Here is a 17,619-nt window from a genome sequence, read left to right on the forward strand (position 1 = left end):
TGTGTGCGGAACGGCCATAGGGGCCTGTCCCGTATCGCGGACAGCGACTTGGGCGGTCCGCGCCCCTGTGCCATACTTTCGGCCAAGGTCATGAGTGACAGCGATTAAGGCCCCGGCTCGCTGTCCGGCAACCCTCCGTCCGTGGCGGGGTGCCCCGGGTGAAGACCAGGCCGTGGGCAGCGAGGTCCGCGGCAAGCGCGGACCCCTTGTCACCTTTGGGGTCCTGGTCCTCAAGGGAGCAGTCTCGTGAGCAAGCGAATGCGTTAGGGCTTCAGGGTCCTTCCGGACCCTCACGCCCCTTCTTCACCACACCTCCGCACGGGGTCGTTCCGTGTGTCGAGGCATCCCCCGCGCGCCGCGCCCCTCCGTCATGGAGCCGTGGAGCCGTGCGGGTCCTGAAGCCGCTCCGACTTTCCTCGCCGGGAGACAACGCCATGTCCGCACGCCCGAACGCCTCCGCCTCCGCCACCACTGTCGCCGACGACCCCGCCTGTGGAGCGCCGCTCCCGGTGCTCGGCGCCGATGTGACCGTCCCGCTCGTCACCGGCGGCGAGGTGACGTACGCCGCGCTCGACTACGCGGCCAGCGCCCCGGCCCTCCAGCGGGTGTGGGACGACGTCGCGGCGTACGCCCCGTACTACGGCAGTGTCCACCGCGGCGCCGGCTACCTGTCGCAGCTCTCCACGGACCTCTTCGAGAACAGCCGCCGTACGGTCGCGGAGTTCCTCGGCTGCCGCGCCGACGACCAGGTCGTCTTCACCCGCTCCACCACCGACTCGCTCAACCTGCTGGCCGGCGCGCTGCCCGCCGGATGCCAGGTCTTCGTCTTCGAGACCGAGCACCACGCCTCCCTGCTGCCCTGGCGCGACGCGCACGTCACCTACCTCAACGCCCCGCGCACCCCGGCCGAGGCCGTCGCCACCCTGGAGCGCGCGCTCGCCTCGCGCGACCCGCAGGGCCCGGCGCTGGTCTGTGTGACGGGCGCGTCCAACGTGACCGGTGAGCTGTGGCCCGTACGGGAACTGGCCGCCGCCGCGCACGCCCACGGCGCCCGGATCGTCCTGGACGCCGCGCAGCTCGTCCCGCACCACGCGGTGGACATCGCGGATCTCGACGTCGACTGGATCGCCTTCTCCGGCCACAAGCTGTACGCGCCGTTCGGCTCCGGGGTGCTCGCGGGCCGCGCCGACTGGCTCCGGGCGGCCGAGCCGTATCTCGCGGGCGGCGGCGCCAGCCGCAAGGTGGCGCGTCGCGCCGACGGCGGGGTGGACGTCGACTGGCACACCACGGCCGCCCGGCACGAGGCCGGTTCGCCCAACGTCATCGGTGTGTACGCGATCGCCGCCGCCTGCAAGGCGCTCACCGAGGCGGGCTTCGACACGCTGGCGGCCCGGGAACAGCGGCTGGTCGCCGAGGTGCGGGCCGGTCTGGCGGCGGTGCCCGAGGTCAAGGTGCTCTCGCTCTTCGGCGACGGGGCGGCGCGGGTCGGCGTGCTGTCCTTCGTGGTCGAGGGATGGAACAGCTCGCACTTCGCCGCCGCGCTCTCCGCCGAGTACGGTATCGGCGTACGGGACGGTCTGTTCTGCGCCCACCCGCTGGTACGGACCCTGCTGGGCAGCGACCCGCAGGACCCGGGGGAGTGCGGCGCCCCGGAGGCGGAGCCGGGCGAGCGCTCGCTCAACGCGATCCGGGTCAGCTTCGGCGCGGGGACGCCGGACGAGCACGTGGAGCGCTTCGTCCGGGCGGTGCGGGAGCTGGTGAGCGACGGAGCGCGGTGGAACTACCGCACGGAGGACGGCCGTTGCGTCCCGGACCGGGACGGCGCCGCCGCCGCGTAGGGCTTCGTCTGCCGGAGGCGGTCCTACGCGTCGAGTCCGATCGCGAAGGCCGCCTCCAGGTCGTGCTGGGAGTACGTACGGAACGCGACGTGCGTGTCCGTGCCCTCGACGCCCGCGATCTTGCTGATCCGGCCGGGGATCACCTCGGCCAGATCGTCGTGCTTGGCGACCCGGACCATGGCGATCAGGTCGTACGTCCCGGTCACCGAGAAGACCTCGCTGACGCTGTCCAGCGCCGCGATCGACTCCGCGATCTCGGGGATCCGGTCCACGCTGGTCTTGATGAGCACGATCGCGGTGATCACGGTTGACGTTCTCCCTCGGTGGCCGCCGGCTGGACCTTCACTCTAGCGGTACGCCGGTACCGTCCCCAGGCGAGGAGAAAGCCCGCGCCGAACCCCACGAGGTGCGCGAGATAGGCGATGCCGGGGCCGTCTCCGGCGCCGTGCGCGGCCAGCCACTGGAGTGCGAACCAGAAGATCAGCACGATCCAGGCGGGGAAGCGCAGCGGCAGGAAGAAGAGGAACGGGAAGAGGCTGGTGACCCGCGCCCGGGGGAAGAGGTGGAGGAACGCGCCGAGCACTCCGGAGATCGCGCCGGACGCCCCGACCAGGGTCTGGGTGGAGGAGGCGTTCGCGAGCGCGTACACCACGAGCGCGAGGGCGCCGGTGGCGAGGTAGAAGAGCAGGAAGGCGGCGCGGCCCATCCGCTCCTCGGTCATGGCGCCGAAGACATGCAGGAAGAGCATGTTCCCCAGCAGATGCAGCCAGCTCCCGTGCACGAAGAGCGCGGTGAACGGGGTGAGCAGGGCGCGCGCATCGCCCCGGGTCAGCTCGTCCGGGATGACGCCCCACCGTTCGAAGTAGGCGCTCTGCGCGGACAGCAGCGCGTCTCCTTCTCCGTACGCGGGAGTGAATCCCGAGAGCGGGCTGAGGAGGAAGACCAGACAGCAGAGACCGATCAGCCCGTAGGTCACCAGGGGCGTTCCGTGCGCCGTACGCCTTTTGCTCACGGACAGAGCATGGCGTACCGGTGCCTAATGGTGCAGAGTGCCTCGCCGCGCCGCGGGGGCGCCGCGAGGCCGTAGGGTTGCCGGGTGCCATCCGCGGTTCGACGCCGCACCGTGGGGCACGGCATAGGGACGACGAGAAGAGGACGGCACGATGGCAGCAACTCCGACGGTTCCGCAGCCCACGGCCTCCACCCGGTGGCGCTGCACCTTGTGCGGCAATCTGACCCGGTTCGACGTGACGCGCTCGTCCAAGGTCGTCGAGTACGTCCATCTGGACCTGGCCGGGGAGCCGAACGTCGAGGAGCGTGAGGTGGTCAGTGAGACCATCGAGTCGGTGCGCTGCCGTTGGTGCAACGCGGTGGATCAGATCGAGCTGGTGGACAGGCCGGGTGCCGGTTCCTGAGGGAGCCGCCCGTAAGGGGTGGATGGGGTGACGGATCGTGGAGCAGCCCGCGAGTGGCGCTGAGCCGGCCGGTGCGGCCGGCGGTGACGCCGCGGAGACGCTCGACCGACCGCTCCCCGACGGGGTACGGCGCCGGGTCGTGGCGCTCGTCTCGGACGCCTTCGGCGGGCTGACCGTCACGGAGCTGCCCGCCCAGCTCCGGCAGTACGCGCGCTTCGCCCCGAACAGACGTGCGAAGTTCGCGGGGAACGCGATGGCCGCCGCGCTGGAGAGCGACCCGCTCTTCCGGCAGCGGATCGGCGAGCGGATCGCCTCGGCCCAGCCGGAGCTGGCCGCCGCCCTGGAGTCCGGATCGCCGCCCGCGGCCGCCGATCCCGTCGACGTGGCCGCCGCCGCGTATGTGCTCAGGCCCCCCGGATGGGTGAAACTGGTGGCCGCCGCCGGTGAGGAGGCGCAGCGCGCCGACGCCGAGCGGGCCGACGAGGAGACCCGGCGCGAGCTGGAGCGGCTGCGCGAGGAGCTGACCGCCGCCCGGTCGCTGACCAGGAGCGAGACCGAGCGGCTGCGTACGGAGCTGGACGCGGCGCGCAAGGAGTCCGAGGCGCTCCACCGCAAGCTGCGCAGCGCGCTGAGCGATGTGAAGCGCGGCGAGGCCGCGCTGCGCCGTGCGCAGGCGGAGACCGAGGGCCTCCGGGCGGAGGGCGCCGCCCAGGTGTCGGCGGCGGAGAGCGAGACCCGGCGGATCAGGGCGCGGCTCGCGGAGGCGGAGTCGACGGTCGAGTCGAGCCGCCGGGCCGCCCGTGAGGGCCGCTCGGTCGAGGACATGCGGCTGCGGCTGCTGCTGGACACGGTGCTGGAGTCGGCCCAGGGGCTGCGGCGCGAGCTGGCGCTGCCGCCCGCCGCCAACCGGCCCGCCGACACGGTCGACGCGGTGGAGCCCGGCCGGATGTCGCCCAAGGACGTGGCGGCGCGGGCGCTGTCCGAAATGGATCCGGCGCTGCTCGATCAGCTTCTCGCGCTTCCGCAGGCGCATCTGATCGTCGACGGCTACAACGTGACCAAGACCGGGTATCCCACGATGCCGCTGGAGAAGCAGCGGCTGCGGCTGCTGGGCGGGCTGGCGATGCTGGCCGCGCAGACGGGCGCCGAGATGACCTGTGTCTTCGACGGCGCGGAACTGGTCGCGCCGGTGCTGCTCGCGCCGCCGCGCGGGGTGCGGGTGCTCTTCTCCAAGCCGGGCGTGACGGCCGACGAGTTGATCCGTCAGCTCGTACGGGCGGAGCCCCCGGGGCGTCCCGTGGTGGTGGCCTCCACCGACCGTGAGGTCGCGGACGGCGTGGCGAAGGCCGGCGCGCGGCCGGTCGCCTCCGCCCTGCTGCTGAAGCGGCTCTCGCGCGTCTGAGATCTTTCGCGCCGCTCTGTCCGGACCTTGTGAACTAACCGGGACAATGACCGAATTGGTGGCTCCTTGTGGCGGCGTGTCGTCAAATGTCCGCTACCGCATGTGTATTGTCGATCTGCTGTCTGTAGGACCTCGGTAAATAATGTGCTTCGTGACAGAGTTTTTTCTTGCGAGGATTTGAACTGATCACAAGAAGGTCACTAGGGTCAGCTCTCGAACCTTCGCGCGGTTGATCACCCATCCGGGGTGGCAGTGAAGGAACCGCCGTTTTCGCGCAGTTCGGCCCAGTACGCCGGGGAGCCGTGCGTGCGAAGCCGGAACTGACGTCCCCAAGGACCGGCAGGCGGCTGAGGAAGAAGGAGCTCGCCTCCGTGGCGTCCCACCGTCGTCCCAAGCCCCCGAGCCGCACCAGGGTGACCGTGCTCACCGCGACCGCCGCCGCCGCCGTCGCGCTGACCTCCCAGGCCGCCAACGCCGCGCCGACGCCGAGCAAGGCCGACGTCAAGGAGAAGGTCGACAAGCTCTACGAGGACGCCGAGAAGGCCACCGAGAAGGCCAACGGGGCCGAAGAGGCGCAGGACAAGCTGGAGAAGCAGGTCAGCGCCCTTCAGGACAAGGTCGCCCGTGGCCAGGAAGAGCTCAACGAGATGCGGGACGGCCTGGGCCTGATGGCCAGCAGCCAGTACCGCACCGGTGGTATCGACCCCGCGCTCCAGCTCTTCCTCTCGTCCGACCCGGACAGCTACCTGGAGAAGGCGTCCACGCTCGACCAGGTCAGCGGCAAGCAGGCCGAGTCCCTCAAGCGGATCCAGGACAAGCAGCGCACCCTCGCGCAGCAGCGCCAGGAGGCCCAGGGCAAGGTCAAGGACCTCGCGGACACCCGCAAGGTGCTGACCGAGAAGAAGAAGGAAGTCCAGGGCAAGCTCAGCGCCGCCCAGAAGCTCCTCAACTCGCTCACCGAGAAGGAGCGCGCCGACCTCGCCAAGGCCGAGGAGGAGCGCGCCAGCCGGGGCAGCGGCAGCGGCGGCGGTTCGACGTCATCCCGTGCCGACCTCGGGGACGCCCCGGCCTCCTCGTCCCGCGCCGCCGCCGCGTTCGCCGCCGCGCAGGGCAAGATCGGCACCCCGTACGTCTACGGCGCCTCCGGCCCCAGCTCCTTCGACTGCTCCGGGCTCACCTCCTGGGCGTACGCGCAGGCCGGTGTCTCCATCCCCCGGACCTCCGAGTCCCAGGCCAACGCCGGTGCGCGGCTCTCGCAGAGCCAGCTCCAGAAGGGCGATCTGGTCATCTTCTACGGCGACCTGCACCACGTCGGCTTCTACGCCGGCAACGGCCAGGTGCTGCACGCCCCCAAGCCGGGCGCCAGCGTCCGCTACGAGGCCATCGGCAACATGCCGTTCCAGTTCGGTGTACGCATCGCCTGACCGCCGGGCGGACGACCGGCCGGTCTGACGTCCTGACCGTCATCTCCGGCTCGACACCCGCCCATTCGGGGGAATTCCCACCCCACACGCTGACACCCGCGCCCCGCCGATGACCTTGAGGTCTACGGCGGGGCGCCACTTTGTGTGCGCGGGGCGGTCGTTGGCCGCTCCGTGATCGCCCGGCTACTGTCTGCTCCGCGCAGCACCGGCCAGCGGTCCGCCCACCGGGCGGCAGGGCTGCGCCTGCGCGTACAGCGGAAGGGAGTTCGGCTTCCCGTGGTGTCCCATCGCCGTCCCTCACAGTCCGGCCATGCTGCTCTGCGTTCCGGCACCCGTGGCAGCGCCGTCGCCGCCGTGTCCCTCGCGGCGGCCACGACGGCGGTGGCGCTCGGCGCCGCCCCGGCGGGCGCCGACCCGCAGGCGACGCCCGACGCGACCCGGGCCCAGGTCGACCGGCTCTTCGAGCAGGCCGAACGGGCCACCGAGCGGTACAACAAGGCGGGCGAACGCGTCACGGAGCTGCGGACGCTGCTGGAGACGGCCCAGGACAGCGCGGCGCGCGGCCAGGAACGCGTCAACGCGATGCGGGGTGCGCTCGGTTCGCTGGCCGGCGCCCAGTACCGCTCGGGGGGCGTCGACCCCACGCTCGCGCTGCTGCTCTCCTCCGACCCGGACGGCTATCTGGAGAAGGCCGCCGTCCTCGACCGGGTCGGCGCCCGCCAGTCCGGCGCCCTCAAGGAACTCGGCCTGGCCCAGCGCGGCCTCGGGCAGGTACGCAGCGAGGCCGCCCGCGACCTCGCCGAGCTGGAGCGCAGCCGGGCCGCCGTCGCCCGCCACAAGCGCACCGTCGAGGGCAGGCTCGCCGAGGCGCGCCGTCTGCTCAACACCCTGACCGAGGCCGACCGGGCCTCCTACGACCGGGCCTCCCGCTCCGACCGGGGCGAGCTGCCCGGCGCGCTCTCCGGACCCGGGGCGCCCGCCACCGGCCGGGCCGCCGCCGCCGTCCAGGCCGCCCAGCGCGCCGTCGGGCGGCCCTACGTGTGGGGCGCCAACGGGCCCTCGGGGTTCGACTGTTCGGGGCTCACCCAGTGGGCGTACGGGCAGGCGGGCGTCGGTCTGCCGCGCACCTCCCAGGCGCAGCGGTACGCGGGCGCGCGGGTGCCGCTCTCGCAGGCGCGCCCCGGCGACCTGGTGGCGTACCGCGACGACGCCAGCCACATCGGGATGTACGTGGGCAACGGCCAGGTGATCCACGCCCCGTACCCCGGCGCCTCCGTGCGCTACGACCCGGTCGGCATGATGCCGGTCTCCTCCGTCACACGCGTCTGAGGCACGGGCGCGGGACCCGTACGATCGGCGGCGTGGCAGGTCAGGAGCGTGACGGCGGCGCGGGCACCGGTGGCGGGATGCGGCGGCGCGCCGTGCTGCCGCTGCTGGCCGGAGCGCTCCTCGCGCCCGGCTGCACCGCCCCGGCGCCCGCGCCCGCCTCCGGCCCCGGCCCCGCGCGGACGGCCGCCGACGGGATCCGCCGGACCCTGGACCGCCGGGCCGCCGCCGTCCTGGACCGCGACGAGGCCGCCTGCCTGGCCGCCGTCGACCCCGCCGCGCCCGCCCTGCGCGCCACCGTGCGTGCCGGGTTCAGGAACCTCGCCGAGGTGCCCCTCGACGCGTGGACGTACCACCTCACCGAGGTACGGCGCTCCGGCGCGCGGGCGTCCGTACGCGCCGAGCTGCGCTACCGGCTCGCCGGCCACGACGGCGTACCCCTCGCCACGCCCCGCGCGCTGGAGCTGACCGAGCGCGCGGGGCGCTGGTACGTGAGCGCCGACCGGCCCGCGCCGGGCGGCGCAGCCCAGCTCTGGGAGCAGGGCGCCGTACGGGCCGTGCACGGCACGCACGCCCTCGTCCTGGGCGTCGGGCAGGACGAGGCGCGGCTGCGCGCGATCGCCGCCACCGCCGACCGCGCCGTACCGGCCGTCGACGCCGCCTGGCCGGGCCGCTGGGCGCGCCGGGTGGTGCTGCTGGTGCCCGAGGACCTGGCGGCCATGGGAGGGCTCCTGGGGGCGCCCGCCGCCGGTTACCGGGGCATCGCCGCGGTCACCACGGGCGAGACCGGCGGCTCGGGCGCCTCACCGGCCGACCGGGTCGTCGTCAACCCGGAGGCGTACGGGGAACTCGGCGCCCACGGCCGGGAGATCGTACTGACCCACGAGACCACCCATGTGGCGACCCGGACGGCCACCTCGGCCGCCACCCCGTCCTGGCTCTCCGAGGGCTTCGCCGACTGGGTCGCGTACCGGGGGAGCGCGCTGAGCGCCGCGCGGATCGCCCCCGAACTGCGCGGCGCCGTACGCCGCGGCGAGGCGCCCGCCGCGCTCCCCGCCGACGAGGACTTCGCGTTCGCCGGCGACGCGGACCGGCTGGCCCGCGCCTACGAGGGCGCCTGGCTGGCCTGCGAACTGATCGCCGCCGAGTGGGGCGAGGAGATGCTGACCGCCTTCTACCGCGCGGTGGGCGCCCACCAGGGCCGGGCGGGCGCCGTCGAGAAGGCCGCGCGCGACGTCCTGTCGACCACGCCGGAACGGCTCACGGAGCTGTGGCGCGATCGGGTGCGGCGGCGTCTGGGCTGAGGTCCGCGGCGGCGGCGCGCCGGGGCCCGGAGACCGTCTCCCGCCACAGCCGCCCGCAGGCCAGCAGGGTGGCGGCGGCCAGCAGGCCGTTGCGTACGAACAGCAGCAGCACGCCGAGCGGGTCCCCGGAGACCACCTGCGCGAACCCGAGGGGGAATTCGAGCAGCGTCACCCCCGTCGCGGCCACGACGAGCAGCGCGGACGGCACCGTCCGGCTCGCCCGCAGCGTGGCGCAGACCGCGCCGAGCCCGACCAGCCAGAGCAGGTACTGCGGGCTGATCACCCGGCTGGTGGTGGTGAACAGCAGCACCGCCGTGAACGCCGCGTCGTACAGGGTGTGGGCCGGGTACGTACGGGCCCGCAGCCGCCACAGCAGCAGCCAGCCGAAGGCCAGCACGGAGAGCGCCAGCGCCACCGAGCTGACCAGCGGGACGTACGGTCCGACGAACTCCACGGAGCCGTAGCTCAGCTGCACACCCCCCTCCCAGCCGAAGTGCCGCCACACCTGGAACACCAGCGCGCCCAGCGACTCGACCTCCGTGCCCCGGTCGCGCTGGAAGGTGAGGAACGCCAGCGCGCCGGGGAGCGCGGCCACGGCGAACACGGTCAGCACGACCGCCGTCACCGCCGCGCTCGTCCACGCCCGGCGGGTGGCCCGCCCCGGCGGAGTGCCCACCAGCAGCAGCGCGGGCCACACCTTCAACAGCGCGCCGAACGCCGCGAGCGCCCCCAGCAGCCGGGGCCGCCCCACCCCGGCGAGCAGCGCGGCCACCGCCACCGCCGTCACCATCACGTCGTACCGGGCGTACGCGGTCGGCCCCAGCAGCGGTACACCCGCCACCCACACCCACACCCCCCGCGCCGAGCGGCCGGCGCCCCGGACCGCGCGCAGCAGCAGCCCGAGCACCAGCGCGTCGCACAGGCACGCCAGCACGAAGAAAGCCGTGGCGTAGCCGAGGAACGGCAGTACGGCGGGGGAGGCGACCGCCAGCGCCGCGGCGGGCGGGTACTGCCAGGTCACGTCCGACAGCGGATAGGTGCCGGACCTCAGCACCTCGTACCAGCCCCGGTAGATCACCGAGACGTCGCTGGTGACATCGGGCCCCGGCACGGTGACGACCTTGAACACACAGAGCAGCAGGGCCGCCCGGGTGAGGGTCCACACCGCGACAGCTCCCCGGGTCCCGCGCGCGCCCGTCCTCACTCGATGATCACCCGTCCGGTTCGTCCTGATTGCGGAAGTCGACGGAGGCCATGATGCCGGTCCCGGCCGTACGGGAGCCATGAGGCGGGGCCGCGTCGCGGCCCGGTACTGTCGGCGGCGATGCACAAGACATTGATCGTCACCAATGACTTTCCGCCCAGGCCGGGCGGCATCCAGGCGTTCCTGCACAACATGGCGCTGCGCCTGGACCCCGAACGGATCGTGGTCTACGCGTCCACCTGGAAGCGGGGGCGCGAGGGCGTCGAGGCCACCGACGCCTTCGACGCGGAGCAGCCCTTCACCGTCGTACGCGACCGTACGACGATGCTGCTGCCGACGCCGCGCGTCACCCGCAGGGCGGTCGCGCTGCTGCGCGAGCACGGCTGCGAGTCGGTCTGGTTCGGCGCCGCCGCCCCGCTCGGTCTGATGGCGCCCGCGCTGCGCAGGGCGGGCGCGCGGCGCCTGGTCGCCACCACGCACGGCCACGAGGCGGGCTGGGCGCAACTGCCCGCCTCGCGGCAACTGCTGCGGCGCATCGGCGAGTCGACGGACACGATCACCTACCTGGGCGACTACACGCGGTCGCGGATCGCGCCCGCGCTCACCCCCGGGGCAGCCGCGCGGATGCGGCAACTGCCGCCGGGCGTCGACGAGAAGACCTTCCACCCCGACTCGGGCGGCGCCGCCGTGCGCGCCGCGCTCGGCCTCGCGGACCGGCCCGTCGTCGTCTGCGTCTCCCGGCTGGTCCCGCGCAAGGGCCAGGACACCCTGATCCGCGCGATGCCCGCGATCCTGGCGCGGGTGCCGGACGCGGTCCTGCTGATCGTGGGCGGCGGCCCGTACGAGTCGGACCTGCGGAAACTGGCCGAGGCCACGGGGGTCGACGGCTCCGTACGCTTCACCGGCGCCGTCCCCTGGGGGCAGCTGCCCGCCCACTTCGGCGCGGGCGACGTCTTCGCGATGCCCTGCCGCACCCGGCGCGGCGGCCTCGACGTGGAGGGCCTGGGCATCGTCTACCTGGAGGCTTCGGCGACCGGCCTCCCGGTGGTCGCGGGCGACTCGGGCGGCGCGCCCGACGCGGTGCTGGACGGCGAGACCGGCTGGGTGGTCCACGGCGGCCCGCCGGACGTGGCCGCCCGGGAGTCGGCCGAGCGGATCGTCACGCTCCTCGAAGACCCGGAGCTGCGCCGCAGGATGGGCGAGCGCGGCCGGGCCTGGGTGGAGGAGCGCTGGCGCTGGGACCTCCTGGCGGAACGCCTGCGCCTGCTGCTCTGACGGCCGCGCGCCCGCTCCGCCCGGCCGGCCGCGCGGGCGGGCATGTGCGCCGGGGCCGCGCCCCGGCGCTCCCGAACCGTCAGCTCTGGTAGATCGCCTCGATCTCGTCGGCGAAGTCCTTCGCCACCACGTTCCGCTTCAGCTTCATCGACGGCGTGATGTGCCCCGCGTCCTCGGTGAACTGCGCCGTCAGGACACGGAACTTCCGTACCGACTCCGCCTTCGAGACCGCCGCGTTGCCCTCGTCCACCGCCCGCTGCACCTCCGCCAGCAGCTCCGGGTCGAGCCGCAGCGTCGCCGCGGTCGCGTCGGCCGGTTTGCCGTGGTCCTTCGCCCAGCGGGCCAGGAACTCCTCGTCCAGGGTGACCAGCGCCCCCACGAACGGCCGGCCGTCGCCGACGACCATGCACTCCGCGACCAGCGCGTGCGCCCTGATGCGGTCCTCGATCACCGCGGGCGCGACGTTCTTGCCGCCCGCCGTGACCAGGATCTCCTTCTTCCGGCCCGTGATCGCGAGATAGCCGTCCTCGTCGAGCGTGCCGATGTCCCCGGTGTGGAACCAGCCGTCGGCCAGCGCCTCCGCCGTGGCCGCCTCGTTGTTCCAGTACCCGGTGAACAGGTGCTCGCCGTGCAGCAGCACCTCGCCGTCGTCGGCGATCCGCACCACCGAGCCCGGCAGGGGCTGGCCGACCGTGCCGATCTTCTGCCGGTCCCACGGGTTGAAGGAGCTGGCCCCGCAGGACTCCGTCAGGCCGTACCCCTCCAGCACCGTGAAGCCGATGCCGCGGTAGAAGTGACCCAGCCGCTCGCCCAGCGGGGCGCCCCCGGAGATCGCGTACTCGCCGCGCCCGCCGAGCACCGCGCGCAGCTTGCGGTAGACGAGCCGGTCGAAGACCGCGTGGCGGATCCGGAGCCCCAGCGACGGGCCCCCGGGGGTGGGCAGCGCCCGGCTGTACGCGATCGCCGTGTGCGCCGCCTTGTCGAAGATCCGGCCCTTGCCGTCCGCCTGCGCCTTGGCGCGCGCCCCGTTGTAGACCTTCTCGAAGACGCGCGGCACCCCGAGGATCAGCGTCGGACGGAAGGTGGCCAGCTCCTCGGTGAGGTTCTTGATGTCCGGTACGCAGCCGAGCTTGATCGGTGCCATCACGGCCGCCACCTCGACCAGCCGCCCGAAGACATGCGCGGCGGGGAGGAAGAGCAGCACGGAGCACTCGCCGGTACGGAAGAGGGGTTTGAGGCGTTCCACCGCGTTGCCGCACTCCGCGAAGAAGCTGCGGTGCGTCAGCACACACCCCTTGGGGCGCCCGGTGGTGCCCGAGGTGTACACGATCGTCGCCGGGTCGTCGGCCTTCGCCGTCGCCGCCCGTTCGTCGACCGTCGCCTCCGTGACCTCCGCGCCCGCGGCCGTCAGCTCCGCCACCGCGCCCCGGCCCGGCGCGCCCGCGTCGAGCTGCCAGACGTCGCGCAGGGCGGGCAGCCCGCCCCGTACCGACTCCACCGTCGCGGCGTGCTCGTCGCTCTCCACGATCGCCGCGACCGCGCCCGAGTCACCGAGGATCCACTGCACCTGCTCGGCCGAACTGGTCTCGTACACCGGGACGGTGACCGCCCCCGCGCTCCAGATCGCGAAGTCGAACTGGACCCACTCGAAGCGGGTCCGTGACATCAGCGCGACTCTGTCGCCCGGCCGGATCCCCGCCGCGATCAGCCCCTTCGCGACGGTGCGCACCTCCGCGAGGAACTGCGTGGCGGTGACATCGGTCCAGGCCCCGGCCACCTTGCGGCCCAGAACGGCGACATCGGGATGCTGAGCGGCATTGCGGCGGATGAGATCCGTCAGATTGCCGTCCGAGGGGACCTCGTACAGGGCCGGAAGGCCGAACTCGCGCAAGACTGCTGCTCCTCGTCGGGCGCCGGCGCCACGGCGTCGTGCGTGCCGGCTGCGGTCCAAGATCGGGCAGGTGCTCGACGGAAACGAGCACGACTGGACTGCCCGGACGTTACCCATCGGTACTTGTCACCGATAGGGTTTTCCGGCCAGATGTTCCTTGCGTCACATCGCCTTTGACGTACTTCGCGCACAGTAGTCCACTCCTTTCGCACCGCGAAAGTAACCGCAGGTCCGGCACCGTCTACGCGGGGAACCCGCCGTATCGGCGCGAAGGGCAGGCCCTAAGGTGATCGGCATGGCGGGTATGGGCATGCGGGTCAATGTGGTGAGCGACGTGCACGGGAACGCGAGGGATCTCGCGCGGGCGGGGGACGGCGCCGACGCGCTCGTCCTCCTCGGCGACCTCGTGCTCTTCCTGGACTACGCCGACCATTCGCGGGGGATCTTCCCCGATCTCTTCGGCGTCGCGAACGCCGACCGGATCGTGGAGCTGCGCACCGCCCGGCGCTTCGACGAGGCCAGGGAGTTCGGCCGCTCGCTGTGGGCGGCGCTCGATCTCGACCAGGAGACCGCGATCCAGCAGGCCGTGAGGCGCCAGTACGCCGAACTCTTCGCGGCCCTCCCCGATCCGACGTACGCGACCTACGGCAATGTCGATATCCCGTCCCTCTGGCCCGAGTACGTACGACCGGGCACCACCGTGCTCGACGGCGACCGCGTCGAACTGGGCGGCCGGGTCTTCGGCTTCGTCGGCGGCGGACTGAGCACCCCCATGCGCACGCCGTACGAGATCTCCGACGAGGAGTACGCCGCCAAGGTCGAGGCGCTCGGCGAGGTCGACGTGCTCTGCTCGCACATCCCGCCCGAGGTCCCCGAGCTGACGTACGACACCGTCGCCCGCCGCTTCGAACGCGGCAGCCGCGCCCTGCTGGACGCCATCCACCGGACCCGGCCCCGGTACGCGCTCTTCGGCCATGTCCACCAGCCACTGGCCCGCCGGATGCGTGTGGGGGCCACGGAGTGCGTGAACGTCGGGCACTTCGCCTCGACCGGGCGGCCGTGGACCATGGAATGGTGACCGTCGCACTCGCGATAGCCTGCACACCACAGACCCAGAAGCCGGAACAGCACCGGCACCGGAGGACACGGCGATGGCGGAACACACCAGTTCGAGCATCACGATCGAGGCGGCACCGGCCGACGTCATGGGCGTGATCGCCGACTTCGCCCGCTATCCGGACTGGACCGGCGAGGTGAAGCAGGCCGAGGTGCTCGCCACCGACGACCGGGGCCGCGCCCAGCAGGTCAGGCTGGTGCTGGACGCCGGTGCCATCAAGGACGACCACACCCTCGCCTACACCTGGACCGGCGACAACGAGGTGAGCTGGACCCTCGTGAAGTCCCAGATGCTGCGCGCCCTCGACGGCTCGTACCTGCTCAGGCCCGTCGCCGGCGGCCACACCGAGGTCACCTACCGGCTGACCGTCGACGTCAAGATCCCGATGCTCGGCATGATCAAGCGCAAGGCGGAGAAGGTCATCATCGACCGCGCCCTCGACGGCCTCAAGAAGCGCGTCGAATCCGGTTCGGGGGCCTGACCCCGGCATGCGTACGGTCCTCGTCACCGGTCCCGGCGGCGCGGGCCGCACCACCGTCTCCGCCGCCACCGCGCTGGCCACCGCCCACCGCGGCGGACGCGTCCTGCTGCTCTCCGCCGACCCCCTCGACGACCTCCTCGGGCTGGACCCGGGCACCGTCGGCACGGACCCGGTCCAGGTGGGCGACGGCGGACTCTGGGCCGCCCGCGTCGACCCCGCCGGACACTTCCGTACGGAGACCCTCGCCCTCCAGGAACGCCTCGCCGCGGGACTCGACCTGCTCGGCGCCCGCCCGCTCGCCGGCGAGGAACTCACCCCCCTGCCGGGCAGCGAGCAGTCCGCCCTGCTCCAGGCGCTGCGCCGGGCCGCCGCGGGCCGCTGGGACACCCTCGTCGTCGACCTCCCGCCGCTGCGCGACGCCCTCGCACTGCTCGCCCTGCCCGAACAGCTCCGCCGCTATCTGCGCCGGCTGCTGCCCCAGGAACGCCAGGCCGCCCGCGCGCTGCGCCCGATGATGGCCCAGCTCGCCGGGATACCCATGCCCGCCCAGTGGCTGTACGAGACCGCCACCCGCTGGGACGCCGAACTCGCCGCCGTGCAGAGCCTGATCGAGGACCCGGCGACCACCGTACGGCTCGTCGCGGAGCCCGGACCCGCCGCGGCGCGGGCGCTGCACACCGCGCGGACCGCGCTCGCCCTGTACGGGCTGCGCGCCGACGCCCCCGTCCCCAACCGCCTGCTGCCGCCCGACACGGCCGACCCCTGGCTCGCCACGCTCGTCGCCCAGCAGCGCAAGGACCTCGCCGAGTGGCCCGAGGACCGGCGGCCGGTCGGACACCTCGGCCGCGATCCGCAGGGGCTCGACGATCTCGCCCTGCTGGCCGGCGCGGGCGCCGGCCCCGGCGACCCCGGCACCGACGACGACGCCTCGCTGGCGGTCCCGCCCGCGCCCGCCGCGGCCCCCTGGCCCGTCGAGGACCGGCTCGCGGAGGAGAACCTGCTCGTCTGGTGCGTACCGCTGCCCGGCGCCGTCAAGAGCGAACTGAACCTCGTCCGCAGGGACGACGAACTCCTCCTGACCGTCGGCACGTTCCGGAGAATCGTTCCGCTGCCCTCCGCGCTGCGCCGCTGCACCGTCACCGGCGCCGCCCTCACCGACGGGGTGCTGAGGGTGCGCTTCACCCCCGACCCCGCTCTGTGGCCGCGCGGACACTGAACGACGTACTTCCGTTCGGGTACCGTCGAAGGTACGAACCCTTCCGCTGCCCTTGGCGGAAGGCTCTGCCCCTGACGCAGGAGTACGCCATGAGCGACGCCACCGAGCGCCCCGCCGCCGACTCGGACGCCTGGGCCACGGCATGCGCGGAAGACCTGGAAGCGGAGAAGGCGCGCCGCCGGGCCGCCTACGGACCGCCGCCGGGCTCCGCCGCCGACGAACTGCGCAAGCTGTTCGACGCCGTCGCCGACAAGGTCTCCACGTTCCAGAGCCCGCTGCTGGGCATGGCCGCACAGGGCGCCGTCCAGCAGTTCGTCCAGCAGGCCAAGCAGGCCGTCGAACCGGTCATCGAGCGCAACCCCGGGGTCTTCGACCACCTCGCGGCGGCGGGCGGCGAACTCCTCGCCGCGTACCGCTCCGCCGTGGAGGGCCAGGAGGCCCGCTGGACCCAGGGCCCCGACACCTCCGCGACCGGAGGAGCCGACGCGAAGCCCGGCACCGTACGGCCGGACACGGAGAAGTCCGACGACCCCACCGATCCCCGTGACGGGACGCCCGGTTCCGACGGCCGCATCGACCTGGACTGACCGGTCGGGCACCCACCCTCGGGTACCGTTGCCCGTAGCGGGGCTCGACCGAAAACTGAGGGACACATGGGACTCACCATCGGCGTCGACATCGGCGGCACCAAGATCGCGGCCGGCGTGGTCGACGAAGAGGGCACCATCCTGGAGACGCACAAGGTGCCCACTCCGCGGACCGCCGAAGGCATCGTCGACGCGATCTGCGCCGCGGTCTCCGGCGCCGGCGAGGGGCAGCAGATCGAGGCCGTCGGCATCGGCGCCGCCGGCTACGTCGACGACAAGCGCGCCACCGTCCTCTTCGCGCCGAACATCGACTGGCGCCACGAACCGCTCAAGGACAAGGTCGAGCAGCGGGTCGGGCTCCCGGTCGTCGTGGAGAACGACGCCAACGCCGCCGCCTGGGGCGAGTACCGCTTCGGCGCGGGCCAGGGCCACGAGGACGTCATCTGCATCACGCTCGGCACCGGGCTCGGCGGCGGCATCATCATCGGCAACAAGCTGCGCCGTGGACGCTTCGGTGTGGCCGCCGAGTTCGGGCACATCAGGGTCGTCCCCGACGGGCTGCTCTGCGGCTGCGGCAGCCAGGGCTGCTGGGAGCAGTACGCGTCGGGGCGCGCCCTCGTCCGTTACGCCCGGCAGCGCGCCAACGCCACCCCGGAGAACGCGCGGACCCTGCTCGGTCTCGGGGACGGCACCATCGAGGGCATCGAGGGGCGGCACATCAGCGCGGCGGCCCGGGCCGGCGACCCGGTGGCCGTCGACTCCTTCCGGGAGCTGGCCCGTTGGGCGGGCGCGGGCCTGGCCGATCTGGCCTCGCTCTTCGACCCGTCGGCGTTCATCGTCGGCGGGGGCGTCTCGGACGAGGGCGAACTCGTCCTCGACCCGATCCGCAAGTCGTTCCGCCGCTGGCTCATCGGCGGCGAATGGCGTCCGCACGCCCAGGTCCTCGCGGCCCAACTCGGCGGCGAGGCCGGACTGGTGGGAGCGGCGGACCTGGCCCGCCAGGGCTGATCAGGCTCCTTCCGGTCGGCCCGGCCCTCCGCCGCCCGCGCCCGGACCCGCCCCGGGGGGGTCGGCCGGGGGGGGGGCGGAACGACCCGAGTCGGGGGGTCCCGGACGGGGGCGGGGGGGCGGGGCGGGGC

Annotated in this window: 16 protein-coding genes and 1 riboswitch; of the genes, 12 read left to right on the top strand and 4 right to left on the bottom strand. The window is 73.4% G+C overall.

Going from position 1 to position 17,619, the window contains the following annotated elements; all coding sequences use genetic code 11:
- The first annotated feature begins 86 nt into the window (after nucleotides 1-86).
- Nucleotides 87-204, top strand: a riboswitch (SAM riboswitch).
- Nucleotides 205-434: 230 nt separating this feature from the next.
- The gene (locus ACFXPK_RS29840) at nucleotides 435-1,838 is read left to right on the top strand and encodes an aminotransferase class V-fold PLP-dependent enzyme (RefSeq protein ID WP_385080203.1); all 1,404 of its coding nucleotides are present in this window, start codon (nucleotides 435-437) and stop codon (nucleotides 1,836-1,838) included.
- A 23-nt stretch (nucleotides 1,839-1,861) separates the two neighbouring features.
- Here ACFXPK_RS29840 and ACFXPK_RS29845 read toward each other — a convergent pair whose 3' ends face one another.
- Nucleotides 1,862-2,143: an Lrp/AsnC family transcriptional regulator gene (locus ACFXPK_RS29845; protein ID WP_385006268.1), complete on the bottom strand. Its 282-nt coding sequence runs from the start codon at nucleotides 2,141-2,143 to the stop codon at nucleotides 1,862-1,864.
- On the bottom strand, nucleotides 2,140-2,850 hold the full coding sequence (locus ACFXPK_RS29850) for a rhomboid family intramembrane serine protease (RefSeq protein WP_385080205.1): 711 nt from the start codon (nucleotides 2,848-2,850) through the stop codon (nucleotides 2,140-2,142). Before ACFXPK_RS29850 ends, ACFXPK_RS29845 begins: the two co-directional genes overlap by 4 nt.
- 151 nt (nucleotides 2,851-3,001) lie before the next feature.
- On the opposite strand from ACFXPK_RS29850, the gene ACFXPK_RS29855 reads away from it, so the two are divergent.
- The 5 genes from ACFXPK_RS29855 (at nucleotide 3,002) to ACFXPK_RS29875 (ending at nucleotide 8,709) form a co-directional block, all read left to right on the top strand.
- Nucleotides 3,002-3,253: a hypothetical protein gene (locus ACFXPK_RS29855; protein ID WP_385006264.1), complete on the top strand. Its 252-nt coding sequence runs from the start codon at nucleotides 3,002-3,004 to the stop codon at nucleotides 3,251-3,253.
- 37 nt (nucleotides 3,254-3,290) lie between these two features.
- Nucleotides 3,291-4,655: an NYN domain-containing protein gene (locus tag ACFXPK_RS29860; protein ID WP_385006262.1), complete on the top strand. Its 1,365-nt coding sequence runs from the start codon at nucleotides 3,291-3,293 to the stop codon at nucleotides 4,653-4,655.
- 371 nt (nucleotides 4,656-5,026) lie between these two features.
- A complete protein-coding gene (locus tag ACFXPK_RS29865; RefSeq protein ID WP_385006259.1) occupies nucleotides 5,027-6,079 on the top strand; it encodes an NlpC/P60 family protein in 1,053 nt (350 codons plus the stop codon).
- A 276-nt stretch (nucleotides 6,080-6,355) separates the two neighbouring features.
- Nucleotides 6,356-7,408: an NlpC/P60 family protein gene (locus ACFXPK_RS29870; protein ID WP_385006257.1), complete on the top strand. Its 1,053-nt coding sequence runs from the start codon at nucleotides 6,356-6,358 to the stop codon at nucleotides 7,406-7,408.
- A 77-nt stretch (nucleotides 7,409-7,485) separates the two neighbouring features.
- On the top strand, nucleotides 7,486-8,709 hold the full coding sequence (locus ACFXPK_RS29875) for a hypothetical protein (protein ID WP_385080214.1): 1,224 nt from the start codon (nucleotides 7,486-7,488) through the stop codon (nucleotides 8,707-8,709).
- Here the strand turns inward: ACFXPK_RS29875 and ACFXPK_RS29880 are convergent.
- On the bottom strand, nucleotides 8,666-9,874 hold the full coding sequence (locus tag ACFXPK_RS29880) for a glycosyltransferase 87 family protein (protein WP_385080208.1): 1,209 nt from the start codon (nucleotides 9,872-9,874) through the stop codon (nucleotides 8,666-8,668). The genes ACFXPK_RS29875 and ACFXPK_RS29880 overlap by 44 nt on opposite strands.
- Before the next feature lie 159 nt (nucleotides 9,875-10,033).
- Here ACFXPK_RS29880 and ACFXPK_RS29885 point away from each other — a divergent pair, with 159 nt between their 5' ends.
- Nucleotides 10,034-11,188: a glycosyltransferase family 4 protein gene (locus tag ACFXPK_RS29885; protein WP_385080210.1), complete on the top strand. Its 1,155-nt coding sequence runs from the start codon at nucleotides 10,034-10,036 to the stop codon at nucleotides 11,186-11,188.
- Between the two features lie 79 nt (nucleotides 11,189-11,267).
- On the opposite strand, the gene ACFXPK_RS29890 is transcribed toward ACFXPK_RS29885, so the two are convergent.
- Complete coding sequence (locus ACFXPK_RS29890) at nucleotides 11,268-13,079, bottom strand: AMP-dependent synthetase/ligase (protein WP_385005356.1); 1,812 nt, start codon at nucleotides 13,077-13,079, stop codon at nucleotides 11,268-11,270.
- 295 nt (nucleotides 13,080-13,374) lie between these two features.
- Between ACFXPK_RS29890 and ACFXPK_RS29895 the strand changes: the two genes are divergently transcribed.
- From ACFXPK_RS29895 to ACFXPK_RS29915, 5 genes are all read left to right on the top strand, one after another.
- On the top strand, nucleotides 13,375-14,157 hold the full coding sequence (locus tag ACFXPK_RS29895) for a metallophosphoesterase (RefSeq protein ID WP_385005358.1): 783 nt from the start codon (nucleotides 13,375-13,377) through the stop codon (nucleotides 14,155-14,157).
- 73 nt (nucleotides 14,158-14,230) lie between these two features.
- The gene (locus ACFXPK_RS29900) at nucleotides 14,231-14,677 is read left to right on the top strand and encodes an SRPBCC family protein (RefSeq protein WP_385005360.1); all 447 of its coding nucleotides are present in this window, start codon (nucleotides 14,231-14,233) and stop codon (nucleotides 14,675-14,677) included.
- Between the two features lie 7 nt (nucleotides 14,678-14,684).
- On the top strand, nucleotides 14,685-15,893 hold the full coding sequence (locus ACFXPK_RS29905) for an ArsA family ATPase (RefSeq protein ID WP_385005362.1): 1,209 nt from the start codon (nucleotides 14,685-14,687) through the stop codon (nucleotides 15,891-15,893).
- Between the two features lie 89 nt (nucleotides 15,894-15,982).
- The gene (locus ACFXPK_RS29910) at nucleotides 15,983-16,480 is read left to right on the top strand and encodes a DUF5304 domain-containing protein (protein ID WP_385080212.1); all 498 of its coding nucleotides are present in this window, start codon (nucleotides 15,983-15,985) and stop codon (nucleotides 16,478-16,480) included.
- A 66-nt stretch (nucleotides 16,481-16,546) separates the two neighbouring features.
- A complete protein-coding gene (locus tag ACFXPK_RS29915; protein ID WP_385005367.1) occupies nucleotides 16,547-17,488 on the top strand; it encodes an ROK family glucokinase in 942 nt (313 codons plus the stop codon).
- The last annotated feature ends 131 nt before the right edge of the window (nucleotides 17,489-17,619 follow it).

It is taken from the genome of Streptomyces sp. NPDC059142, assembly GCF_042755665.1.
Taxonomy (GTDB): domain Bacteria; phylum Actinomycetota; class Actinomycetes; order Streptomycetales; family Streptomycetaceae; genus Streptomyces.